Source organism: Pseudomonas sp. SWRI50 (assembly GCF_014269095.1).
Taxonomy (GTDB): Bacteria; Pseudomonadota; Gammaproteobacteria; order Pseudomonadales; family Pseudomonadaceae; genus Aquipseudomonas; species Aquipseudomonas kermanshahensis.
This window is the reverse complement of the sequence record NZ_JABWRW010000002.1, coordinates 219,206-240,647: the sequence shown is the minus strand read 5'-3', so window position 1 is coordinate 240,647 and position 21,442 is coordinate 219,206. Positions and strand designations below refer to the sequence as shown.

The window sequence follows — 21,442 nt, the reverse complement described above, 5'->3', positions numbered from 1 at the left end:
GGCTATGTCTCGTAGGTGAACTTCGGTGCGTCCTTGGAGGCGCCCCAGTAAATGGGCCAGTCAGCGATCTGGGCGATCGCGAAGAAAAAGCGGTCATCCTGCCGGCGCGCCCGGTGGTTCTCGTCGGTCCAGCGCTCGGTACCGGTCCGGTTCCATTCGGCCATGCGGTCGATGAGTGGAACCGTGATGCTGTTGCCTGCCTCGCCATTGCCGGCGTAAGAGAACTTGGCGGCATCCATGCGCCCGCTGAACAGGATGTCAGCCGCGTAGGTACCGTCCTCGTCGAACACAACGAACATCAGCTTGCCGTTGCGGCCCCGACATCCCTTCAGAGAGGTTTCGGTGATGATTTGGGTGTCCAGGCCATTGAGCGTCAGGTCAACGGACATGGGCGATCCCGAGTTGCTGCTCTCCTGCGACTGGCCGACCGCGCCAAAGGTGCCTACGCCCTGGTAGGTGATGCCGTCGATTACCAGGTCACCGGTACCGGTGTGCGCGAAGACCATGCCATCAGGGAAGTCCAACTGGCAGGCGTAGACCGCCATGAAGTTGCCCTTGGCGATGATGTCGACGACGGTTTGGCTGAACGGAAATACGCCATTGGCCATCAGAATGCCTCGCGGAATTGAAGGGTCGAGTTCGACACCACCGGCTGAGTGGTCCACTCGTTGGTGTCATCCATGCGGCGCATTTCACAGTAGGGATTTTTGTATTCGACTGGGCTGCCGGCCGGGATCAACTTGCGAATGCGCTTGTTAACTGAAATTACGGCCTTGCCGGCAGCGTCAGACATGGCGTTCTCCACCACCTCGAACATTTCACCCCTGATCGTGATGAGATCACCCCGGCTGAACACTTTCCGGCTGATCAGCAGGCCCTGCAATTGAATGCTGCTAGCCTGGGCGTTTGCCACAGCGACAGTCGGCGCGCCGATATTGTCGGACCGCGTACGAGTGAGGTACGGAATGGTTACCGTGCCAAACATGCCATGCAGGCGGCCCAGCAGCGATGTCAGCTCGCGCTCATCCTCCTCGTAAAGAAATCCGAAGGTCATGGTGCACTTCCAGTAGGAACCAGGCTGAGCCACGATCTGCTGGGCGTTCGACAGCGAGGAAGTAAACCCCCGGTTGTTGTAGACGACGCCCCAGGTGACCTCAGTGGGCTCCAGGTCCTCGGGCCATTCCTCCGCCATTGGTCACTCCCAAAAGAAAGCCCGCCGAAGCGGGCCAAGCATAGTTACCGCCGCTGCAGCATCTGCCGCCCGGCGCCATTGGTCTTGAAGTCACGCAGCATGAGCTCGTAGCCATCCCGCGCGCCCTGCTCTGCAGCGCGTCGAACATCGGCAATAGTGGCAGCATTGGCCTGACCGCCTACCTGGATGTGCTGGGTAATGCCGCCAAAAGAGATCGAGCCTGCGCCACTATCGCCGCCGGCACTCATTGCCACCACGCCAAGCGAACCATCAGGGCCGCGCGCCAGGGGCATAATTGCCTCTGGCCCTGCCTCAGCGAAGATGCCCGCGCCCTTGGCAAAAGCAAATATCTGAGGGCTGTCGTGCACCTGGTTGGAGAACGAAGCCAAGCTAGGAGAGTCGTAAACCCCGCCCTTTGCATTGGCCACAAGTGGACCAAATGAACCTTCGCTGAAGCCGGTCATTGTCCCTTTCCCGAGGGCGGCGCTGCCGCCGCCGAGGAAGCCGAACGCCGAGCTCAGGAAGCCGGCTGCGGCCTGTCGCACCTGGATGCGGATTAGGTCCTCGATGATCGAGTCGGCGAAGTCCTTGAATTCGAACTTCCCAGTCTTCACGAACTGGGTGACACCATCCTCCAGGTTACTGAAAGCATTCCCGAACAGGTCCTGGGTCTGGCCCGCTATGTCGGCAGCGCTGTCGAGGTAGTTCTGCAGAGCCGCCGAGGCGCCATTGGTCCAGTCGGACTGCGCCGCATCGATCTTGGCGAAGCTGTCTTCCTGCACCTTGACCAGTTTGTCGCCATACTCCTGCCGCAGCGCGATCTGTTGCTCCAGCTCCTGCCGTTGCTTTGCGGTCGACGCGGTGGCCAGCTCCTCGCGCAGGGCCAGGATCTTGCTGTTGTTGTCCTGCTCAAGCGCCAGCCTGGCCTGAGCACGGCTAGCGGCTTTGTCACCCATCCCCACTGCTGCTGCAGCTGCGTCACCTTGCTCCCGGGCAATCGCCAGCTGACGCTCAAGGTCGGCTTGGTACTTCATTGCCCGAGTCAGACTGCTTGAAGCCTGCACAGCAGTATTGAACTGTTCGGCCAGCGCACCAATGGCCTTGCCGTATTCTTCGGTGGTGATCTTCTTCTCGGCCAGCAGCAGGTCAAGGTTCTTGGTCTGCTTCTGGAACTCATCGGACGCGGCACCTACAGGGTCGTAAGCCTTTTTCAGTTGCTGATAGGCTGTTGCCGCTTCCTTGAGCTGCTGCGCCAGCTTCGTCTGCGCAGTGGTGGCGTCCTTGGTTTCCTGCTTCGCGCCCTGGTTGGCCTTCTTCTGCGCCTCGATGGCACTGGCTGCCGACAAGATCGCTAGGCGATCGGTTTCGGTGAGGTCGGTGTGTTCAGCAAGGTAACGATTAGCAATCTTGGTGGCATCGCCATTGTCTTGCAGGCCGGCCAGCTGCTTCTGCAGCGTATCGAGGTAAGTCTGCCCCACCGTGCTCATGCCGGCCTTCGCGGCGTTGTTGGCAGAAGTCGAGGCCGTATTTCGGTCAGTCTCGCCTGTCAGCTCGGCGAGCTTCGACTTAAGGTTCTGCAGCTCACCACTTAGATCGGAGGCTTTGATCTGCCCCTTTTCGATAGCCTGGGCCATTGCTTCGGTCACGCCAGGGATGCCGCGTACCTGGTCGGCGACAGCCTTCCAATCTACCACCGCCCCCTTCGCAAAATCGTTCGCGGCAGATCGCACCAGGTCGAGTGCTTTTTGGGCCTCCCCTGGCATAGGTGCCAGGCCAACCATCAGCCCTTCGACGCCGGCCGCGCCTACGCCGCGCAGGTCATTCTCGAAGCGATCGGCAATCGACCCAGATACTTGTGATAACTGGCTTTGGGTGTCCTCGATTTTGCCTTGCAGCTCACGCAGCGCGACTGCCTGGGTTGCGCTGTTCAGTTTGTTGAAGCGCTCGACCAACTTGTCGAGCGGGTCACTGAGGTCGCCCAACTTCTTTTCGAGTGAATCCGAGTTGTCACGCAACAGCAGGAAGCTGGCAGCGGCAGTACCGGCCAGTACGGCAAGACCCGCTGGGCCACCTAGCGCGGCGAGAAGGCCGCCTCGGATAGTCGCTTGGGCCAAGTTAGCTTGAGCAATGGCCAGCGCTTCTGTTGAGGCGGTGAGCGCGGCCTGTTTTGGGATTAACTGTGTCTGGACTAGAGTCAAACGCTGCAGGCCTGTAGCGGCGGCCACAGAAGCCTGAGCTTGCTGCAGTTGCGCTTGAGCGAAAAGCCTTTGAGCATCAGCGGCGATTACAGCAGCCTCTGCACTTCTAACCGCAGCAGCACGCTGAGCCAACAGTGCTTTCACAGCGACGTAGGCTTTTGCCGCATATGTGGTGAGAGCTGCGGCGCCTGCGCCCCCCATTGCTACCGCTACCAGGTCGACGTTATCCGCCAACAGCACCAAGAACTTAGACAACCCTGCGACGGCACCGGTTTGCTCCTCCAGCTTGCCCAGGAAGGTGCCAGTGGCGTTGCTGATGTTGTTCAAGGCATCTTGAACACTGGTGGACATGTCAGCTGCGGCTTTGCGGTTTACTTCAACCGTCCGCAAAAGCCCGGTGTTGATGTCCTCAAGCGAGAGCTTCCCCTCGTTGCCCAGCTTTCGGACCTCGGCTGCGCTCTTGCCTGTCGCGCTGGCTATCGCATCAACAATAGTTGGCATGGCCGCCTGGATCGATTGCCAACCGTCCACCTCGACTTTTCCGGTCTGCAATGCTTTGGAGTATGCGTCCAAGGCGGCGCCAGCCTTGTCAGCGGCAGCCGCGTTGGTGACAAGAAGAAAGCTAAAGCTGTCAGTGATGTCTAACGTTTGTTGAGTATTAAATCCAAGACTGCGCATCACATCAGCAGTGCGGATGTAAAGCTCCTGGGCCTCGGCGAGTGGCCGGTATGTCTCCTGAGCGGTCTGCATAAGGTGCTCTTGCACCATCTGGAATTCACCGGCGCTGCCTGCGGCAGCTCTCATCCGGTCCGACATCTGGCCGTAGGCATCGACCTGCTTAATAATACCCCCAATCAGCCCTGCGCCTGCCACCGCCGCAAAAGCCCCGCGCATGAGTGTTCCTGCGCTTTGAGCAGCCGCTCCCGCCCGATCAAAAGCAGAGTCCACCGTGGCCAGATTTCGATCAATCGCCTGAGAGGTCTTCGCTACAAGTTGATCAGCGCTCGACAACTCGCGCCGCAACTGCGCGGTAGTCGCCTCGATCTGGACGAGCATACCCTGCACTTGTTGATCGGCCATTTTTTGCCCCAAAAAAAGCCTGGCATCGGCCAGGCTAATAAATCATGTTTTATCAGTTAGGGTTGATGGTCACATCACCCTTCCAGTCAGCATCAAACGTGCAGGCTGCACGCCAGTTAGTTTTTGCGCCACCCAGCCCCTGCTCGTCGAACCCAAGAACGAGCCTCACGTTGCCATTTGGAGCCTTGTAATAGTTAGAATCTGATAGCTCATGAAAATCCAACGAGCGCTTATTTAGGATCTTACCATTCACTAAATCCTTGCACTTCTGAATCGCGTCGGCTCTTCCTATCGATTTATCGGAATTAGATTTGACCGCGCCCCCTTTAACCAGGTCAGAGCTTGTGAGCTCGTACCGCTCGCCACTTTCGCAATCAACTATAAATTTTAGCTCTTCAAGAGAGCTTTCTCGGCGCAAGAATAAAACATTAACAACATGCTTGCATTTTCTCGCAACTAAATGAGCGGCCTCATTCTTCTCTTTATTAACTCGTGGTATTTCATCCTTGAGCTTGCCGTATGTAGGGTCGGACTTATCACTACCGATAACTATGGAGTTATCCGGATAGTCTGCAAGAATCCATTCATCGATGGTTCCATTTACTTCGAAGCTATTTTTTGTATCAGAATCACCCGCCCCGCAGCCCGCGAGGATCAGTAAAGCCCCAGCACAAATCCATTCACGCATAACTGACTCCTCTTCAAAAATAGGAAGGGTATCAAAGTCAGTCACAAGGTCACTGTGGTTTTCTGCCGGTTAGAGCCTGTCGAAGCTTATCGGCCACACTGGCAGCGTGGGGCTTCTCTTTCGGCGTTTGCGCGCCACTCGCACCAAACGGGTTGGTCATTTTCACCCATTCCAGCCTGGCGTCCATCGCCATGAACAGCTCCGGGAGAGGCGTGACCCAGGCCACGTCGGGTGCCCAGCCCAGCCAACCGGTAGCGATCGAGAATAGCCGGTCGACGTAGCTGCCGTCCTCGACGACGCTCACGCCGCCCCGGCTTGTTCCTTTCCCGAAGTGGCGCCGCGGGGATTGTAGAGCGCATACAGGTAGGCGGTGACTACCGGCGTCAGCTCGGCGGCGCCTTGCTGCCAGACCTTCTCAGGCAAGGCCTCAGCTGCCTTCACTTCAAGGTCGGCCCCAGCGGATATGATGATCGCCAAGGCATCAACCCCGACCGCGCGCAGCCCCTCCGAAGCACCGCGCAGGCCACCAAAACGGCTCTCGATTGCGCGCACCGCCTTGAGGGTGGGTCGCAGGGTGAATTCCTCGTCGCCCAGTTTCACGGTCATAGTGCCGTGCAAAGTGTTGTTCATCGCTCAGTCCTGTGAATCCGGGGCCGGAGCCCCGGGAGAGTTACGGGGTGACCGGGGCCGGCAGCAGCTCAAGGATGTCCGAGTTGATACCGATAGTGACGTTGCGGCGCACGACGTTGTCAGCAGCACCAGGTGCAACGGTGTTGTTCATTACCTTCCCGCGCATGTAGAACGTGGTCGGGCTGATCGCTGGGGAGGCATCCGGGTCGCCGTCGTTGAGGGTAATCTTGATGTTGTAATCGCCCTTGCTGCGGTCCTTGTGGGCAGTCTTGACGGCCTTCTGGCCAGCATCGCCATTGTCCAGGCCTACGGTCAGCGTCAGGTCGCCAGCGTCGGCAGTGCCCTTGTACTTCCGCACGCGGCCGTCTTTCAGCGACGTGAAATTCACGCCACTGAAGGTATCGCCGAACTCACCCAGGTCCTCGATCTCGCCCACTTCGACGTAGGTGTCGGCCTTGTACTTAGTTTCGGTGTCAGCGCCGGTCTTGCCGCCGAGGAAGAAGCGGCAGCCGGCAGCTGTGTTGAGGTTGTCATCGGCCATGGGTGTTCCTCCAAAGGCACATTGGATAAAAGCCGCGGCGCGGCCGGTAGGTGGTTCAGTGGGTGGTGATCACGCGGAGGGTGATCGAGCCCTGGTAAGTGATGCCGTCTGCGTCGCGCTGAGCGTCGGCCTGCTCGACCCGGACGGATACCGCGCGGCCCACCTCCAGCGGGAGGCGGCGTTCGTCCAGTGCGGCGATGACCTCGCCGTTGATGCGTTTGACCTCGGCCTGGCCCACGGCATCAGACCAGACCGACAGGTACAGCAGTCGCGTTTCGCGCTTGCGGCCCGAGATCGGGCTGCTGTTGACTGAGACCTCCCGGTCGATTGAGACGTACGGCATTTCGGCGTTCAGCGGCGCGCCGTCATAGATCGGGCAGCTGACCTCGGCCTGAAGCCTGGCAAAGATGGCCTCCTGCAGGGCCAGTGATGGATCAGCCATTGCCTACCCCCTGGCTTGCCTTTCGCAGCGTGCGGCGCACCGCAGCTTCGATGTCTGCCATGACGTACTCCCGGTTGACCTGCATCGACGGCCGGAGCCACGGGTGGGCAGGTCTGGCCGGCATGGCGGGATATTTGCCGAAGAAGTGCGTGCCGTCGCTCTTGTTAGAGGCCTTCCGGTTGCGGTTGCCAGAGCGCTTTCCTCCAAGGTAACCCTTGGTCCCGTACTCGATGAACCGCAGGTAGAAGAACCGCCGGTTGTCGCGCTTTCCGCGGATCCCGATCTGGGCGTCCAGACCGCTGGGCGAGACATACACCCTCAGCGCTGCGGCGGCCGCGCCGGTGTCCTTGGGCATGAGCTGCCGCTGGGATTCCAGTATGCGGTTGGCCGCCTCCAGCATCGCCGGCTGCAACTCGTTGTCCATCGTCCGATGGATGTTACGTAGCGTGCGGCGTAGCCGGATATCGCCGCGAATGCTTGACCGGCGGGCCATGGCTTACTCCTTGGCCTGGTCGGCCTTCGCTGGCTTGGCGGCCTTCTCGTCCACCGCCTCGGCGTAGCCGCGAGCAATCAGCCCCTCGCCGTACTCCTTGGCGACTTCGAACTCTTCGCCCTTCTCTCGTTCGCCAGATGCGCCCGTCAACGGGCCCAGTGCTCGGATTTTCATAGTTCACCTCATGGATTCGGTACCGATGAGCAGAGCAGCCTCATCAGGGTGTTCTCGTTGTCCGGTAAAACTGCCTCGACTTGGTAAGTGACCCCACGGCGCGTCAGACGCGACCCGGCAATGATGTCTGAGCGCGGCCTACCGATGATCTCGGCCGTGACAACAGCACTCAACTTTTCAGCAACTGCTGTTACGCGCCCATTAGGGGTGCGGACTTCGCCCCACATTTCAGGGCGAACTGCAGGACGCCACGTCACTGTTGCTCCCCCAGACTTATTGCGCTCCTCATGTCGGTGGGTCACCTCGAACAGGTGACGTAGCGGGCCGGCCCTCATACGCCCCACCCGATACGATGCGGGGACAGGAGTGCCTCGGAGCCCTTCGGCATCTCAGTGGCAATGGTCCCGGTCACAACATCCTCACGGTTGGCGTAAAGGTGGCCGAGGATCAGCAACGAAGCGGCCTTGATCTGCTTGTTGCAGACCATTGGAGACTCGCCGGCATCCCCGGCGGCGACAGCCTCATCCAGCGCCTGCTGGTCGGCATAGAAACGACGGTTCAGATAGTCCATCGCCTGCCCTTCGGCCGCCTCGATCAGGAGCTCCAGGTAATCGTCATCGTCGTCGGGGTCCCGCAGGTGATGACGGGCAATGGTCAAACTGATGACCGACATACCCTCACTCCTTCAGTGATTCGAGGGATGCCAGATTCCGCTGCACCAGCTCTTCAGCGTGCCGGCGCGGCACTGTATACGCCGGGCCGCCGCGACGGCGAAGTTCGCCTTCATCCATGTATGACCGCAGCGGATAGATCTGAAGAGTCGCAGGATTGAGCTTCACCTGATCCTCTGGTGCCAATGAATCAGCGCCGGTGCTGCTGTCGACCAAGGATGATGCGGCATGGTTGGCGTCTTCGGATGCCGCAGCGTCAGCTGCGGCGATGCCAGCGCTGGCACCCTGACCGCCCGTGACGACATCCGACCCAGTGCCAGCAGCCACTTGCGCTTCTGGCAGCACCAGGTTTGAGCCTTCCGCTTGGCCTGGAGCAACTACGGGGACACCCGAATTGCCAGGGTCACCGCTAGCTGGACCGATCGCACCGCCAGGCGAAAGAGGCGAACCGGCAGCCCCAGACGGGCCGCTGCTGGTATCAACGGTCGAGACTGGATCCTTCGCATCAGTCGTGGATGCTGGTGTTTCCTGTTTACGTGCCATTGGATTACTCCATTGGGGCGCCATTTCTGGCGCCGCGTTGCGGAAGGGTTAAGGCGTGACCAGCGGGCCAGTGACAAACGCTTCGTCGCGATAGATGGCAAAGGCCAGGCGCTCTTCAGCGCGAATCGTTGCCATGTTTTTCTCGAAGTCATCACCGTTCTCGGTCGAGATCAGCACTTCGATTTCCATGCGGTCGAAGATCTGGGCGCCGAGCTTGAACGCACCGACGAGAAAGTCGTTCTGTGTCATGGCCTGGGTAGAAACCACAGGGCGATTCCAGAGTTTCGCGTTGGTGCCTTCCTGAGGCTGGCCGATGATGTAGCGCCCCTCGCCGTCCTTAGTCAGCTCAATGGCCGCCCAATCGATCGGGTTGAGCACGATGCCGTCGGATGGGAACTCGGCCAGTTCGGCCTGCAGCAGCGCCAGGCGCAGGCGGTCAATGCGCTGCTCGCCCACTACAGCTACACCAGCCGGGGCGGCGTACAGTTGAGCGACGGTCATGAGGCCCTGCAGGTTCACGCCAGTGCCGTTGCCGTATAGCAATTGAGCTTCTTCCGCCATGGTGAGGCCGTAGCGTGCACGACCGTCGATATAGCTTTGCAGTGCCTTGGCGTCGTCCAGCATCTGGCGGCTGGCTTTGAACAAATGGGCGATGGTCCGCACGTTCGCCGTGGCCAGGCCGAAGGTCAGGTCGGAGTACGGCTTGGCAGTGTTCTCCGCCACAGTGCGGGCGTTATTGACGAAGCCGGTTTCACGGACGTACTCGATGGAGTTCGATTCGGTGGTACCTGGCGCGACCAGGTCGCGGACCGTCAGTCGGCGCTGAGGCGGGGCAATGATCCCCGGCAAGCGCTGAGTCTGCACCAGGTCACCGCCAGTTGCGGTGGTGATGGCCGCGCGCGGCACGGAGACACGGCGGGAACCACGGAAGGACGAGTTCATGTCCTTCATTTCTTCGCTCTCGATCACGAGAGCGCCTACCGATTTCTGCGGCTCTTCCTGATGGCTCCGATCCCGGCTTGCATTCACCAGTTTCTGCTCTGCCTCACCCAGGCGCGCCTGAAGCTCGCCCTGCTTGGTCAGCAGTTCATCGACCTTGGCACGCGTTTCGGTATTCATTTCACCGGAAGCCTTGATTTGCTTCTCGGTCGCCTCGGCCTGGCTTTTGATCTGATCGCCAATGCCCTTGAGGCTGGCGTTGAGTTCCTTGACTTGGGCTTCAAAGTCCATGGTCACTTTCCTTTCAGAGAATTGAGGAGATTGGTTGCCGCGCTCAGAGAGGCGGAGAGGTCTGGCGCGACAGCGCTGGGCTTATCGGTCGAGGCAGCGTTATGCGTGCCCCCGCCGGGAGCGCGAGGCATGCCGGACTTGAAATTGGCGAACAGTTCGCGGCGCTCGGATCGAGGCATCCCCCCCTTGGCCAGAGCGACATCCATGGCCTTGAGCGCATTGTTCTGGGCCGCGTCCTCGGTTTCGCGTTCGGTAACTTCGCTGGAAGACAACACCCCAGTCGCCAGGCCAAGCTCCAAGGCGCGCTTACCACGGATATAGGTTTCGTCGTCCATCAGCTCGGCCATGTCCTCCGCCGACTGCCCACTCGTCTCGGCGTAGAGGTCAGCCATCGCGGCATCGAACTCCTGCATATCGTCGGCGATATCACGGAGGTATTTGCGATTGCCGGCGAGCCAGGTCCAGCAGTTGTGGATCATGAGGAAGGCGCTGCTGGCCACCTCTCGCTTCTTCCCCGCGAGGAAGACAATCGAAGCAGCGCTCGCCGCCATGCCGAGCACCTTGGTGGTGACCTCGTGGCTGTGTTCTTGAAGGCGGTTGTAAATGGCAATGCCTTCGAACATGTCACCGCCTGGCGAGTTGATGTAGACGGTGACATCACGCTCGCCGATCGCCCGCAAGGCGGCGTCGATTCGTTTCAGCGTGACGCCCTCGCCATACCAGTCTTCGCCGATCACGCCGTACACGGTGATGGTGTCTGAGGTGTTCTCGACGGCCGCCTGGATCGCGGGATTCCATTTGTCGAGCGCGCGCGGGCTCATCTCGCTGCGCAGGCCGCGAGACTGGATCTTGTGCTTCATGGATTACTCCCGTGATTTACTTTTCGGGCTGTTGGAGCCAGTTCATCAGAGCGGCCCTTGCGGCCTGCCCATCGTCTTGCTTGCCCAGCTGGTCCAGCGGCACCAGATTCGATTGCACGGTCAGCACGTCGCCACCTGGCATGCTTGGAAGGTTCTCTTTCCGCCGCCCTTCGTTTCGAGTCAGGTAGCCGTTCTGGCCCATCGTGCTGAGATAGGCTGCCCGACCGGCGCTGTCCGCACGCAGGAACGCTTCAAGTGAGTACTCGGCGTAGAATTTGATCCGGTCAACCGCCGTCATGCACCACTTGTTCACGCACTGCTCGATCGGCGCTGTGAAGGACATGATGCAGTACGTAAGAAACGCGATCTGCTGTTGCTCCAGGCCGGTGCCCCAGTTGCTGCCCTTGTCGGTCTTCATCACCATCCAGGGCGGAACGCCGAACCATCGGCAAATTTCCTCGATGCTATGCCCTCTCGACTCCAGCAACTGCGCATCGGCAGGGTTGATCCCGATCATCTCCGGCTTCACGCCCTGCTCAAGTACTGGGCTCTTGCCGGCATTCAATGCCCCGGAGATTGTCTTAACGTACTCACGAAACTCGACGCGCTGAGCCGGGTTAAGCGTCTTGTCGACCGAAAAAGCGACTGTGGGCATCATGCCGTTGCGGAATGTGCTATTGGCGGCATCGTCTGCCGACATCGCAGAACCGAACACATCCGCGCCGTACCGAATAGCAGAAAGGCCGACTCGGCCATCCAGGGTGAAGGCTGGGATATGCAGCATGTCCTGCCGCTGGATCTCTCGGCGAGCTCCCTTTCGGGGCCTGAAGAAATACCTGAGTCGTCCATCGTCGTCGAACTCAAGGTCGACTCTCGAAGGCATCAGGAAGTCTAGGGCGATTACGCGCCCAGCAGAGCGATGGATCTCGCAATAGGCGTTTCCCCACAGCAGCATGGAAGCAACGACTGCCTGCCAGAAATGAAAGGCCGCCATGTCTTCGTTGGGGCTGTTGTGCACAACGTCGTACAGCGGGAAATCGCGGGCGCTTTCACGACTACCATCAGGCATCCGCCGGTAGATGCTCAACGGTAAGCCGGCTACCGAAGTCGAGATGATACGGACGCATGCCCACACTGTGGACAGGCGCAAGGCCTTGTCGACGCTGACTGACTTACCACTACTGGACTGGGCGCCATTAAAGGCACTCCAGAAACCTCCATCCGACAGCTTGATAGTCTTGCCCAGCCACTCACTCATGGTGGCTGAAGGCTTGGTGGCAGCAGCGCCCAGTGCCTGGGATAGGGTTTTAATCACTGACAAGCCCTCTGCGAATGAAGCCAGCGATGCAGAAGAAGCTCAGCGATCCAGCCAGCAAAGCCCAGCCGGTACCAGCCAGCATCCAGACCCCGCTGCATGCCAAACAGAAAGCGACCACTGCGCAGGCGATGAAAATATGAAATGCGTTCATGCGATCAGTGGGTCCCGAATGCCGGCCATGAAATTGTCCATTCCCCCGCGCCCCTCAGGATTGAGGCTGATCAGAGAAACGGCGTTGAATGTAGCCATCAGCGGGTCGATCTTCGCTGTGCCCGAGGCCTGCTTGGTGATCAAGAAGGCGTTGGCCGATGGCACCCCTTTGGCGTTGCCGCAGGACCAGGCCATGAGCGGCTGACCGCAGTGCAACAGAGAGCCTTCAGCGAGCTTCCGCTCGGTCGTCTTGATCGCGCCTGTGAGCTTCCAGCCCTGAGAAATGCCGACGATCTTGTCTTCTTCGACCCCAGCATCAGCTAAGGCGTCGAGAACAGAGCCGATTCCCGCTGGATCGAGACCGACCTTGTCCAGCAGACCTGTCTCGTTGATGCGTTTGACGATGGCAGCGAATTCCTCAACGTCGTCGCCGATCCGCTTGACGAGGGTCAGGTCACCAATCGCCTCAAGGTCCTTGAGGCGTGGGGCTTCGGACTTGCGCCGCTCTAGCACTGAAGGGTGTGCCCAGGCATGGGCCCAGTGGAACCAGCGACGAGTGCCCGCTTCACGCCCAACAACTGCAAGACCAAGCAAGTCGTCCAGGCCGCCGCCATCGCCGCCGACGTCGATGACCTCGCATCGATCAAGGATCTCGTCCAGGCTCAACCAGCTGGCGGCCTGGGGCTCCCAGAATTCGGCACCAACCCAGGCGTCAGACATAAGCGCCAAGCCGATCTCAATGTTGAGGTGCTTGGCCAGGAAGCCACGCAGCTCCGCCTCTCCGTCGATCTCCGCTTGCATGAACAAGCGCTCAAGCGTTGGACGATCGACCGAGAACCCCATATTGGGGTTAACCAGATGGAAGTTCTCCGGCTTGCGAGCATCGCCGCTGTCGATCATCTCCTTGGAGAATTCGTAGATGACCGGCAAGAATCGATTGTCGTCGATGCGGCCATCACGTACGCCGCGGGCATAGTTCAGCTTCGACCGGAACACACCTGCGGGCGGTTCGTTCGACTGCGTGGTCAGCCAGATGACGAAGCCTTCGGGCCTCGACAGCAGGCCGCCTGTGGCTTCCCGAATCATGTCTGCCGCTTTAGGGTTCTTGCCAAATAGCCAGGCCTCATCGATCAGCACGCCAACGGCCTTCTTGCCGCCGACCACATCGCTGTCAGCGGCAACCACCTTTAGCGTGGCTCCCGTTTCCCGGTGAGTAATCAGTCGCAGGTGTGGCTGCACATGCAGCAGATCCTTCAGCTCCTCGTCGTTATTGACCATGTCCTTGGCCGGCACGAAGGCGTTGTCGGCAATTTCTTTGGTCGGCGCGAGGATGATGAACTCGGCCGACATCCGCCAATTACGCACCAAGGCCGTCAACATGATTGCGGCAGCGATGGTCGACTTGCTGTTCTTCTTCGGGATGCAAAGCATGAACTCCCGAATCAGGCGTTCGCCGGTCTCGCTGTTGTAACTGCCAAACACAGCTCCTGCGAAAGCGAGTACCCATGGGGCACATGCGCTCTCAATGGTTGGACTGCCAGGGGCATCGACAATACGAAGCCCTTTGAAGACTTCAAGGCTCTCTTCTGCTTCTTGGGGGAAAAGCGGTTCGGGGATGATAGATTCACTGGCGGCCAGACGCCGCCACCAATCTGGGCAGGCCGTAGTCCAAAGCATGCGCTACCCCTTGACGACGGTAAGGGGCGGCTTGCTTTGGGAGTACTTGCCTTTGCCCGCCTCTTTCGCGGCCTCCGCCTTCTGCTCTTTCTTGCCCGCCTCCGCCTTCTTCCCGTGGATGTAAGGCACGGCGGTCTGCGCAGCATTGCGGCGATCAAAGACCTTCGCCCGGGGCTCGTTCATTAGTGCGAGCAGCCAGACCAATGGATCATCAGTGGAAGGCAGACAACTGAGGAACTCGCCATCGGCCTCATTGATCTCGACTGGTTCTGCACTGGCTTCATCGGCCTTCGCTTTGCCGCGCCGCTTTTTCGGCTCAGGGTTAACACTTAGCTCTGCTCTGCGAGCCAAAATTGCGGATGCGATCTTGGGATCATTGGCCCAGCGCGAACCAGCGGCAGCAGCCGTCGAGGGCTTGCTACCCGCGGCTTCCGCCGCTTCTTTGTTGGACGCACCCCGGGCCTTAGCGTCAACAAACTGTCGCTGTTTGTCTGTTAACACCATTAACAAAAACCTTTAGGGGGGAGAAAAATGTCTACGTGGGGTCGGTGGCGGTCTAGCTAGATGAGAATCCCAAGCTTTTGCCCCCCCTACCCCTTTCGCGGCACGTCACTGGCGTGCCTCTTGATCACCGCATTGAGTTTCGGCGATCCGCTGACGTGTCAGCCACCCAGGCCAGCCGCCTCCTCGGCCTGCTTGACGGAGTCGTGGCAAGGCTTGCAGAGGCTCTGCCAGTTGGTCTGATCCCAGAAGAGAACCATGTCTCCACGGTGAGCAACGATGTGGTCGACAACCCTGGCCGCAGTTGTGCGGCCGTTCCGCTCGCAGTAGACGCATAGCGGGTTGTCATTGAGGTACTGCTCCCGCGCCTTCTGCCACTTGTAGTCGTAACCACGCTGGGAGCTGGTCATTCCGCTACGCCAGCTGCCGGGCGTCACCGCCTTGATCCTTGAGCCTGTGCTCTCCTTGATGCGAGAACCGAGTGTCTTGAGCCTGGCCATCAGCCGTCGACCTTCCGTTCCGCCCAGCGCCTGCCAAGCTGGCGAGCCTGCTCAACGCCAAGCACGCCGACAAAGCCAGCGGTGGCGAACGACCAAGCGATGCTGAGGCCGAATTCCTTCACGGTCAGACCGACCACCATCACGATCAACGCGCCAAGAGTGGCCTCAATCAGCTGCCGGACTGGGCGAGTTTCTTGGCCATCGTATTGAATACGCAACCAGGTCAGGGCGAATGTCAGGCCCATCGCCAGGCCGTTCTCTCTTAGGGCTGTTAGTACAAGCACCCAGAAGGATGGGTCTTTCTCTGGCATATGGGCCATCTCGGTTCCTCCCGTTGCGGGGAGCACAAATGAAAAAGCCCTGACAATTGCCAGGGCTTGTTGGTGAAACTAGGTACCGCTAGTAAATTTTCTGAATCTCGACGCCCTTCGGCACTAAAGTCCCTTGGCTGAAGTCTTGGCTGTAGGTGACCAGCACGTCAGCTACGATCTCGGACTCAGTTTTAGCTTTAGCGGTATCGGCATCATCAGCAAAAGTCATCCGGAGCCTTTTCTCAGCAGATATGGTCGGTAGCACGATCCACCAGCCGGTGTCTTCCTTGTCGCGATCAAGCGCCCTGATTGAGACGGGAACCCGCTCGTAAGCCAGCACCTGGTCCTTAACTTTGAAATCCGGAGCCTGCGGAGTGTCACGCGCCATTTCGACGGAAACGTTCAACTCCGCGCCCTTGTCACCCGCGTATAGGGTTCCGCCGTTTTCAGTACCGGCTGGGGCAATGAAGTTCATGGCAGCAGCAACTGCTTTTTTCTTGTCTTTGGACAAAGCCGCGTCGATCGCTTTCTTCAGCTGGTCTTCCGAGACAGAAAGGGCGTCGGCGCCGATGTTAATGATCGTATTGTTGTTGGCTTGGATCGATGGAGTATTACCACCAGTGAAGCTGTCGTAGGCCGCAACCGCTCCGACAGCCACCATGGTCAAGGCGGCCGCTACCACACCAGCACAAGCCACATACCGCAGCCCCGTCCCCATCTTCGTCCCCTGAAGCCATACCTTGAATTTTTCCTTCTCTGCCTCTGTCAGGAACATCAAGAGGCATTCGAAGTTTTCTTTGAGGCTACCTGTCTCAATCCGCTCGACCTTAAGCTCGACACCGTCGATTTTCGCGCCGCTGAGCTCAGTGAAGAATCTTGGTAACGATTTCGCCAGCTTATCTAGGCCATCAAGGGACTTGATGATTTCAGGGATAGGTACAGGCGTCTTGGTATCAAAGTAGAACGCGAGCGGTAAAGAGACAACGATATCGTTCACAGCAGACTCCTTTCTCAGTGCGAAAGGACTCTACATTTCCAGACATCATTTTGCTATCAGCTTGACCACGAAAAAGCCCAGCACTATGGCTGGGCTTCTTGGGTCAGTCCTCAACGTGCGCAGGAATGACAGGATGGAGATAATTTCGCTCAGTCGCTCACTGATGTCAACAGGCAATCATGCAGCCTCTTTATTCAGCAGACCTTCGGCCTCCAATATCACCCGCACCTCTGCCAGCGCGTCGTCGATCATCCCGTCGAGCTTCTCGTTAATCTCAAGCCTCCAGCGACGGCGCGTCGACTCCGGCGTGGCATCGAGATCCCAGGTATTCATGTCATAGAAGCTGTCCGGCAGAATGATCACATCCTCTTCGAGCGCTTCGACACGCTTCTTGGCTGCCTTGCCGGCAGCCACGGCAGCAACCACAGTGACTGCAACACGCCAAGCCGATGCGTCCAGCGGGATCTCGACCGAGACAGGCTGCGGCGCTTTCCGGCGTGTGCCCTTGAGCTTTGGGATGGCCCAGGCTGTCACTGCCTTGTAGATGAACAGTGCCGGTGCCGGGCTCGCGATCAGTGGTCGGATCAGCGTGATCGCCTGCACCTTTTTCGCCTTATTGGTGCTGTATTTTGCTACCAGGGCATCCCAGTGCCGCCCCTTGAGCATGTGATGCAAGCGCGCCGACAGCCAGTAATCGACCTGGGTGCGATCGATGCCGTCCGACCGCCCACCCAGTGAGGCCAAGCACCCGCCCTCCTCTTCAGCCGATTTGTACAGCTTCTGCCAAGCCTGGGCCTTCGCCGAACCCTTCTCGCCCGCCGCCAGAGCGGCAACGACTGCACCCGAAACGCTGCTGTAAACCATGGTCTTTCCCCCTCAATCCCCGGTGTAGTTGGTGCCGCCGGCGCCGCGCCGGTTGCTTCCCTGATATGTAGCCTCAGGCCCGGATGCCTGAGGGTTCTTCAACTGCTCGATCTGCCGAAGCGCTGCCCGTAGCCTCATGCTGAGCTGGGTCACCAGTTCATCTAGGGGCAGGGCTTCTCCGGTTGCTGCCGCTACAAAGCCCGAGGCGTTGCAGTGGTCGCATGGCAGTTCGTGAAACACACCCTGAGTTACCGCTCTCCCACGGCACAAAGGGCACTGAGCCAACCTGATCACAGCCTTCTTGAAGGCAGGGCCATGGCTCTTCCCTGTCACTTTGAATCCTCGCTAATTACAAATGCGGTAAGGTCGCCCGACGCCAATCCTGCTGTGGCCTGCGGCGAATTCTGCGAATTTTCAAATAAGGCCTTGGTAAGGCGGTGGATGGCCACGAAGCCAACCTGATCAAGCCACGCGTGCCACTTCTCCAGGGCAACCCGACGCTGCTGCATGGCTTGGGTGTGGATGTAGGTGCTGGCGATCTTGCCCAGCGTGTGGTTCAGCAGCATCTCGCCGATGTGCCCGTCGATACCGAGGTCGGTCCAGGTGCTGCGGGACACCTTGCGCAGGTCGTGGCTGGTCCACTCGCCCTGTCCCAGGCGAGTGAACACGGCACTGGCCTGGGTCTCGCTCAGCGACAGGCCGCGACGGTTCGGGAACAGGTACACACCCTCATAGCCCTGTCCTTGCTGAATCGCTCGGTACCGCACCAGCAGCGCCTCAACCTGGGCGGTCAGTGGCAGGCGGTGCTCGGTGCGGGTCTTGGTGTTCGCTGCCGGGATGAACCACTCGGCCGCTGCCAGCGAGATCTCACTCCAGCGCGCCATTCGGGTCTCGCCGATCCGGGTGCCGTGGGCCAACATCATCAGGGCCAGCATGACGTCACCCGGGGATGCTTCGAACGCCTGGGCCAGCTGCTGCATCAGCTCGGGCAGTTGAACGTCGCGCAGGCGGGCTGCCTTGGGCAGGATCTTGGCCTTGGTGAAGTCGTTGAAGCGCATCCCTGCCATCGGGTTGCGGTCGATCAGGCCAAGCTGCTGGGCCTGGCGGAAGGCGGTCAGCAGCAGCGCGAACATCTGCCGCAGGTAGGAGAGCGACACCTCGGCCTGGCAAGGCCACATCAACTGCTTGTCCAGCGCGTCGGCAGTCACCTCGGCCAGGGCCAGGTCATCGAGCCGCGGCTTCAGGTGTTGGGCGATGGCTGACCGGGCGCCAGCCTTGCGCTTGGCCGACAGCGACCGGTCGCGAGCCATGCGGTTACCGTACCAGTCGAGCAGCTGACCCACGTTGGCCATGCCCGAGGCAACCGGCGCGGTGGCCGGGCTGCGCATCAGGCGCTGACGAAGCGCGGGCAGCTCGGCCAGCACGGCCGCCACGCTCAGGTCGGGCCAACGGGCGATCGGTACCCACTTCTTGCCGCGTACCAAATGCCAGGTACCGCGCTCGCGGTTGCTCCAGAAGCGCAGGTAAAGGCCCGGGTGACGCGGATCGCGCAAGTCGCGTACCGACTTGTCGGCGGCCTGCCGGCGCACCTCGGCCTCGCTCAGCTTCACTTCACGGGTCGCGCTCATGCGGCCACCGTGGCGGGCTGCAGCAGGTAGGCCCGGATGGCTTCGACGGCGTCGATGTTGCCGCGGCACACGATGGCCAGGTAGTTCTCGTTCGTCAGCAGCTGCAGGAAGGCATCCTGACTGGGCGACACCGGGTCGTCGAAGGGTGGCTTGGCCTTGAACTCGATGTACAGCCCGAAGTACCCGCCACGCGCCATCGGCAGCACCAGGTCGGGCACGCCAGCCTTGACGCCCTGCCCCTTGAGCTTGGCAGCCACGGCCTTGATTCGGTGCCCGCCGTTCGGCACGTGGTAGATCAGCTTGTACGCCTGCGGGTAGCGCAACTGGAGCTCTTTCATCAGCGCGGCCTGCTCCTGCCCTTCCCGGTCGACGGGCTTGGCGCGAGCCGCTTTGGCCTTGAGCGGGCGAAGGGCGGGTGCTGTCATGCGACTTCCTTGCGTGCGTAGCGGGCCGACAATGGCCGCTCGGATTGGCTTGGGGCCTTGGCCGGCGGCTGCCAGCTGGCCGAGAGGGTTTCGAAGCGGTTGTATTGGCCGAGGAAGGCTGCGCGGACGGTGCCGGTTTCGATGTCGCGGCCCTTGCCGACAATGATCTCGGCGACGCCCTTGAACTCGCTGTTTTCGTGGTAGACCTCGTCGCGGTACACGAAGAGGATCACGTCGGCGTCTTGCTCGATGGCGCCCGACTCGCGAAGGTCCGAGTTCACCGGGCGTTTGTTCGGGCGTTCCTCGCACTTGCGGGAGAGCTGACTCAGCAGTACGACTGGAATACCCAGCTCGCGGGCCAGCAGCTTGCAGCCACGACTGATGCTGCTGACCGCTTCGGTACGGTTGCCGCCCTCGCCGTCCATCAGCTGCAGGTAGTCGATCATCAGAATGTCCAGGCCGTACCGCATCTTGTGCCGGCGAGCCAGCGAACGGATACGGCCGACATTGGCGGCGGCGCGGTCGGCGATGAAGAGGTTGGCGTGCTTCAGCTTGGCCGCTGCAGCACAGAGCTCAGCGCCATGCGACTCACAGGCAGACCCATTCTTGATCAAGTTGAGCGGGATACGGCCTTCGGCGGCGACGGCGCGGTCTATCAACTGGCCTTTGCTCATTTCCAGACTGATGACCAGGCCGGACTTCTTCTGGCGCACCACCGCGTCCAGCACGAAGCCCATGGCCAGGGTGGTTTTGCCCATGGCCGGGCGACCCGCCACGATGATCAGCTGCTCGGGCTGCAGGCCGCCCAGCTTCTGGTCCAGATCGGACAAGCCGGTCGACAGGCCAATCAGCGTCTCGCCGCGTGACAGCCGGTCGTGACGTTCCTGCCACACCTCCAGTTGGTCGGCCATCAGGTCGGCAGCCTTCACGACCTCATCACCATCACCGCCAGCGTCGATGCCCATGGCCGCCGCCTGCACGGCCGCGATCTTGTCCTGAATATCACCGCTACCCTGCACGATCTCCAGGGTACGGTCGCTAAGTGCGTACAGGGCGCGCTCGATGGCCCGCTCACGGACGATAACGGCGTAAGTACCGGCGCTTGCTACGCTCGGCGTGTTGTGGACCAGGGACGCGCAGTGGCCCAGGGCACGGTCGCCATTGTCCAAAACGCCGATGTAGTCGGCCACGGTCAACATATCCACGGCTTTGCCAGCAGCGCGCATCGCCATGATCCCCCGGAACACTTCGGCGTTCTCGGCGAAGTAAAATGACTCTGGGGTAAGGTCGTCGGACAGGGTGTCGATCAGTTCAGGGCGCTGCAGCATGGCGCCCAACAGGCCGTGCTCGGCATCAACGTTGTAGGGTTCACGCATGGTAGTTGCCCTCCACCACCTTCACGAAGTTGGACGGGGCGATCAGCCAGTCGAAGGTCGCACGGAACGACTTCGAGCCATTCCGGCCTTCGACCTTGCCCATCAGAAAATCAGAGGTGCTGACCTGGAAGAAGTAATCAGCCCAGAAGCCGAGATCGCGATGCACATCGCTTTCCCGCCAGCGGGCCTGGAGGGTTCGCTTACGGTTTTCGTTGAGGATTGCCACGGCTGGCAGCGCTGGCAGCGCCTTGTGGTACAGGTCGACAATGGCCTGGTACGGGCAAGACCCCATCGCTGGTTTCGGGCGAACAGGTTTAGCCTTGGCTGGCTGACCCTTGCCGTCGCCGACTACTCCGTCAGGAGTAGTATTTGTATTTCTGTCTTTATTGTGTGGTAAGAACGCCACATTGGACGTGTCAGAAACGCCACACTGTGGCACTTCTTTTGGCTTGTTCGGGTGAGTGTTTTTCTTGTCGATCTTCCACTCGCCGACTGGAGCAAAACCGATCGGGCTGCGGCTCCCGCCTTCGCGATGAATCACGCCTTGGCGAAGCAGCTCGGATATTGCGCGGGACACGTCCTCACGACGAATGCCGGACATTTGGGCGATGTACGACGCCGCGATGCAAGCGCTCTCTTGGTTGTAGCCAGCGGTTTGACGGTGGATTGCCAGGGCGACACGAAGCTCGCGGCCTGACAGCTCAGCCCCGATCAGGGCCTCGTACAGGTCGTTGTCCATACGGGTGAATCCGCTTTTCGATTGGATTGGGGTGACGGTGCTCACGCGCCACCTCCGCACAGCGATGCCCGCAGATGCTCGACGCACTCCCGGCGGAGCGCAGCTTTCGAGGTGGCTGCGTACTGGAGGCGAATCATTCGCGCGGCATTGAGTGCGGCGGATTGGTGAAAGGATTTCAGGTGTGAAGCGAACAATGGTGCGGTGTTGCTAGCAT

27 protein-coding genes are annotated in these 21,442 nt (G+C 60.1%); all 27 read right to left on the bottom strand.

Going from position 1 to position 21,442, the window contains the following annotated elements; all coding sequences use genetic code 11:
* Positions 1-2: 2 nt before the first annotated feature.
* The 27 genes from HU750_RS03325 to HU750_RS03200 all read right to left on the bottom strand — a co-directional run bounded on the left by HU750_RS03325 (position 3) and on the right by HU750_RS03200 (position 21,273).
* Positions 3-608, bottom strand: a complete 606-nt coding sequence (locus tag HU750_RS03325; protein WP_186676692.1) for a hypothetical protein — start codon at positions 606-608, stop codon at positions 3-5.
* Positions 608-1,192 (bottom strand): hypothetical protein, encoded by a 585-nt coding sequence (locus tag HU750_RS03320; protein ID WP_186676689.1) that lies wholly within the window; start codon positions 1,190-1,192, stop codon positions 608-610. The genes HU750_RS03325 and HU750_RS03320 overlap by 1 nt, the downstream gene beginning before the upstream one ends.
* A gap of 44 nt (positions 1,193-1,236) precedes the next feature.
* Positions 1,237-4,470 carry a phage tail tape measure protein gene (locus HU750_RS03315; protein ID WP_186676686.1) on the bottom strand — a complete coding sequence of 1,078 codons (3,234 nt, stop codon included), beginning with the start codon at positions 4,468-4,470 and terminating at the stop codon, positions 1,237-1,239.
* 52 nt (positions 4,471-4,522) lie between these two features.
* Positions 4,523-5,158, bottom strand: a complete 636-nt coding sequence (locus HU750_RS03310; protein WP_186676681.1) for a hypothetical protein — start codon at positions 5,156-5,158, stop codon at positions 4,523-4,525.
* Between the two features lie 49 nt (positions 5,159-5,207).
* Positions 5,208-5,462, bottom strand: coding sequence for a hypothetical protein (locus tag HU750_RS03305; RefSeq protein ID WP_346010835.1), 255 nt, complete (start codon positions 5,460-5,462; stop codon positions 5,208-5,210).
* Positions 5,459-5,788 (bottom strand): hypothetical protein, encoded by a 330-nt coding sequence (locus HU750_RS03300; protein WP_186676678.1) that lies wholly within the window; start codon positions 5,786-5,788, stop codon positions 5,459-5,461. Before HU750_RS03300 ends, HU750_RS03305 begins: the two co-directional genes overlap by 4 nt.
* 40 nt (positions 5,789-5,828) lie before the next feature.
* Positions 5,829-6,329, bottom strand: coding sequence for a hypothetical protein (locus HU750_RS03295; RefSeq protein WP_186676675.1), 501 nt, complete (start codon positions 6,327-6,329; stop codon positions 5,829-5,831).
* A gap of 55 nt (positions 6,330-6,384) precedes the next feature.
* On the bottom strand, positions 6,385-6,771 hold the full coding sequence (locus HU750_RS03290; RefSeq protein WP_186676672.1) for a DUF3168 domain-containing protein: 387 nt from the start codon (positions 6,769-6,771) through the stop codon (positions 6,385-6,387).
* Positions 6,764-7,264 (bottom strand): HK97 gp10 family phage protein, encoded by a 501-nt coding sequence (locus HU750_RS03285; protein WP_186676669.1) that lies wholly within the window; start codon positions 7,262-7,264, stop codon positions 6,764-6,766. Before HU750_RS03285 ends, HU750_RS03290 begins: the two co-directional genes overlap by 8 nt.
* A gap of 3 nt (positions 7,265-7,267) precedes the next feature.
* Positions 7,268-7,438, bottom strand: a complete 171-nt coding sequence (locus HU750_RS03280) for a hypothetical protein (RefSeq protein WP_186676666.1) — start codon at positions 7,436-7,438, stop codon at positions 7,268-7,270.
* Between the two features lie 8 nt (positions 7,439-7,446).
* Positions 7,447-7,773: a phage head closure protein gene (locus tag HU750_RS03275; RefSeq protein WP_186676663.1), complete on the bottom strand. Its 327-nt coding sequence runs from the start codon at positions 7,771-7,773 to the stop codon at positions 7,447-7,449.
* Positions 7,770-8,111, bottom strand: a complete 342-nt coding sequence (locus HU750_RS03270; RefSeq protein WP_186676650.1) for a head-tail connector protein — start codon at positions 8,109-8,111, stop codon at positions 7,770-7,772. Before HU750_RS03270 ends, HU750_RS03275 begins: the two co-directional genes overlap by 4 nt.
* Before the next feature lie 4 nt (positions 8,112-8,115).
* Positions 8,116-8,652, bottom strand: coding sequence for a hypothetical protein (locus tag HU750_RS03265; protein WP_186676647.1), 537 nt, complete (start codon positions 8,650-8,652; stop codon positions 8,116-8,118).
* A 48-nt stretch (positions 8,653-8,700) separates the two neighbouring features.
* Positions 8,701-9,882, bottom strand: a complete 1,182-nt coding sequence (locus tag HU750_RS03260; RefSeq protein WP_099453655.1) for a phage major capsid protein — start codon at positions 9,880-9,882, stop codon at positions 8,701-8,703.
* A 2-nt stretch (positions 9,883-9,884) separates the two neighbouring features.
* A complete protein-coding gene (locus HU750_RS03255; RefSeq protein WP_186676645.1) occupies positions 9,885-10,742 on the bottom strand; it encodes a head maturation protease, ClpP-related in 858 nt (285 codons plus the stop codon).
* Positions 10,743-10,758: 16 nt separating this feature from the next.
* The gene (locus HU750_RS03250; protein WP_186676631.1) at positions 10,759-12,057 is read right to left on the bottom strand and encodes a phage portal protein; all 1,299 of its coding nucleotides are present in this window, start codon (positions 12,055-12,057) and stop codon (positions 10,759-10,761) included.
* Between the two features lie 150 nt (positions 12,058-12,207).
* The gene (locus tag HU750_RS03245) at positions 12,208-13,887 is read right to left on the bottom strand and encodes a terminase large subunit (protein ID WP_186676628.1); all 1,680 of its coding nucleotides are present in this window, start codon (positions 13,885-13,887) and stop codon (positions 12,208-12,210) included.
* Positions 13,888-13,890: 3 nt separating this feature from the next.
* A complete protein-coding gene (locus HU750_RS03240) occupies positions 13,891-14,391 on the bottom strand; it encodes a terminase small subunit (protein ID WP_186676625.1) in 501 nt (166 codons plus the stop codon).
* A gap of 158 nt (positions 14,392-14,549) precedes the next feature.
* The gene (locus tag HU750_RS03235; protein ID WP_088512195.1) at positions 14,550-14,888 is read right to left on the bottom strand and encodes an HNH endonuclease; all 339 of its coding nucleotides are present in this window, start codon (positions 14,886-14,888) and stop codon (positions 14,550-14,552) included.
* A complete protein-coding gene (locus tag HU750_RS03230; protein WP_088512196.1) occupies positions 14,888-15,208 on the bottom strand; it encodes a phage holin family protein in 321 nt (106 codons plus the stop codon). The genes HU750_RS03235 and HU750_RS03230 overlap by 1 nt, the downstream gene beginning before the upstream one ends.
* A gap of 79 nt (positions 15,209-15,287) precedes the next feature.
* The gene (locus tag HU750_RS03225; protein WP_186676622.1) at positions 15,288-16,196 is read right to left on the bottom strand and encodes a hypothetical protein; all 909 of its coding nucleotides are present in this window, start codon (positions 16,194-16,196) and stop codon (positions 15,288-15,290) included.
* 177 nt (positions 16,197-16,373) lie between these two features.
* Positions 16,374-17,060 (bottom strand): hypothetical protein, encoded by a 687-nt coding sequence (locus HU750_RS03220; RefSeq protein ID WP_088512198.1) that lies wholly within the window; start codon positions 17,058-17,060, stop codon positions 16,374-16,376.
* 12 nt (positions 17,061-17,072) lie between these two features.
* The gene (locus HU750_RS27100; RefSeq protein ID WP_223843542.1) at positions 17,073-17,393 is read right to left on the bottom strand and encodes a hypothetical protein; all 321 of its coding nucleotides are present in this window, start codon (positions 17,391-17,393) and stop codon (positions 17,073-17,075) included.
* Positions 17,390-18,688, bottom strand: a complete 1,299-nt coding sequence (locus tag HU750_RS03215) for a tyrosine-type recombinase/integrase (protein ID WP_186676619.1) — start codon at positions 18,686-18,688, stop codon at positions 17,390-17,392. The genes HU750_RS27100 and HU750_RS03215 overlap by 4 nt, the downstream gene beginning before the upstream one ends.
* Positions 18,685-19,113 (bottom strand): VRR-NUC domain-containing protein, encoded by a 429-nt coding sequence (locus HU750_RS03210; RefSeq protein ID WP_186676615.1) that lies wholly within the window; start codon positions 19,111-19,113, stop codon positions 18,685-18,687. The genes HU750_RS03215 and HU750_RS03210 overlap by 4 nt, the downstream gene beginning before the upstream one ends.
* A complete protein-coding gene (gene dnaB / locus HU750_RS03205) occupies positions 19,110-20,489 on the bottom strand; it encodes a replicative DNA helicase (RefSeq protein ID WP_186676613.1) in 1,380 nt (459 codons plus the stop codon). The genes HU750_RS03210 and dnaB overlap by 4 nt, the downstream gene beginning before the upstream one ends.
* Positions 20,482-21,273, bottom strand: a complete 792-nt coding sequence (locus HU750_RS03200) for a replication protein (protein WP_085273448.1) — start codon at positions 21,271-21,273, stop codon at positions 20,482-20,484. Before HU750_RS03200 ends, dnaB begins: the two co-directional genes overlap by 8 nt.
* Positions 21,274-21,442: the final 169 nt, after the last annotated feature.

Excerpts from the sequence above, each read along its gene's own strand:
- HU750_RS03265 (WP_186676647.1), bottom strand. The coding sequence starts at position 8,652 with ATGGCACGTAAACAGGAAACACCAGCATCCACGACTGATGCGAAGGAT.
- HU750_RS03300 (WP_186676678.1), bottom strand. The coding sequence starts at position 5,788 with ATGAACAACACTTTGCACGGCACTATGACCGTGAAACTGGGCGACGAG.
- HU750_RS03255 (WP_186676645.1), bottom strand. The coding sequence starts at position 10,742 with ATGAAGCACAAGATCCAGTCTCGCGGCCTGCGCAGCGAGATGAGCCCG.
- HU750_RS03240 (WP_186676625.1), bottom strand. The coding sequence starts at position 14,391 with ATGGTGTTAACAGACAAACAGCGACAGTTTGTTGACGCTAAGGCCCGG.
- HU750_RS03215 (WP_186676619.1), bottom strand. The coding sequence starts at position 18,688 with ATGAGCGCGACCCGTGAAGTGAAGCTGAGCGAGGCCGAGGTGCGCCGG.
- dnaB (WP_186676613.1), bottom strand. The coding sequence starts at position 20,489 with ATGCGTGAACCCTACAACGTTGATGCCGAGCACGGCCTGTTGGGCGCC.
- HU750_RS03315 (WP_186676686.1), bottom strand. The coding sequence starts at position 4,470 with ATGGCCGATCAACAAGTGCAGGGTATGCTCGTCCAGATCGAGGCGACT.
- HU750_RS03325 (WP_186676692.1), bottom strand. The coding sequence starts at position 608 with ATGGCCAATGGCGTATTTCCGTTCAGCCAAACCGTCGTCGACATCATC.
- HU750_RS03280 (WP_186676666.1), bottom strand. The coding sequence starts at position 7,438 with ATGAAAATCCGAGCACTGGGCCCGTTGACGGGCGCATCTGGCGAACGA.
- HU750_RS03270 (WP_186676650.1), bottom strand. The coding sequence starts at position 8,111 with ATGTCGGTCATCAGTTTGACCATTGCCCGTCATCACCTGCGGGACCCC.
- HU750_RS03220 (WP_088512198.1), bottom strand. The coding sequence starts at position 17,060 with ATGGTTTACAGCAGCGTTTCGGGTGCAGTCGTTGCCGCTCTGGCGGCG.
- HU750_RS03285 (WP_186676669.1), bottom strand. The coding sequence starts at position 7,264 with ATGGCCCGCCGGTCAAGCATTCGCGGCGATATCCGGCTACGCCGCACG.
- HU750_RS03235 (WP_088512195.1), bottom strand. The coding sequence starts at position 14,888 with ATGGCCAGGCTCAAGACACTCGGTTCTCGCATCAAGGAGAGCACAGGC.
- HU750_RS03260 (WP_099453655.1), bottom strand. The coding sequence starts at position 9,882 with ATGGACTTTGAAGCCCAAGTCAAGGAACTCAACGCCAGCCTCAAGGGC.
- HU750_RS03210 (WP_186676615.1), bottom strand. The coding sequence starts at position 19,113 with ATGACAGCACCCGCCCTTCGCCCGCTCAAGGCCAAAGCGGCTCGCGCC.
- HU750_RS03230 (WP_088512196.1), bottom strand. The coding sequence starts at position 15,208 with ATGGCCCATATGCCAGAGAAAGACCCATCCTTCTGGGTGCTTGTACTA.
- HU750_RS03310 (WP_186676681.1), bottom strand. The coding sequence starts at position 5,158 with ATGCGTGAATGGATTTGTGCTGGGGCTTTACTGATCCTCGCGGGCTGC.
- HU750_RS03320 (WP_186676689.1), bottom strand. The coding sequence starts at position 1,192 with ATGGCGGAGGAATGGCCCGAGGACCTGGAGCCCACTGAGGTCACCTGG.
- HU750_RS03275 (WP_186676663.1), bottom strand. The coding sequence starts at position 7,773 with ATGAGGGCCGGCCCGCTACGTCACCTGTTCGAGGTGACCCACCGACAT.
- HU750_RS03295 (WP_186676675.1), bottom strand. The coding sequence starts at position 6,329 with ATGGCCGATGACAACCTCAACACAGCTGCCGGCTGCCGCTTCTTCCTC.
- HU750_RS03245 (WP_186676628.1), bottom strand. The coding sequence starts at position 13,887 with ATGCTTTGGACTACGGCCTGCCCAGATTGGTGGCGGCGTCTGGCCGCC.
- HU750_RS03290 (WP_186676672.1), bottom strand. The coding sequence starts at position 6,771 with ATGGCTGATCCATCACTGGCCCTGCAGGAGGCCATCTTTGCCAGGCTT.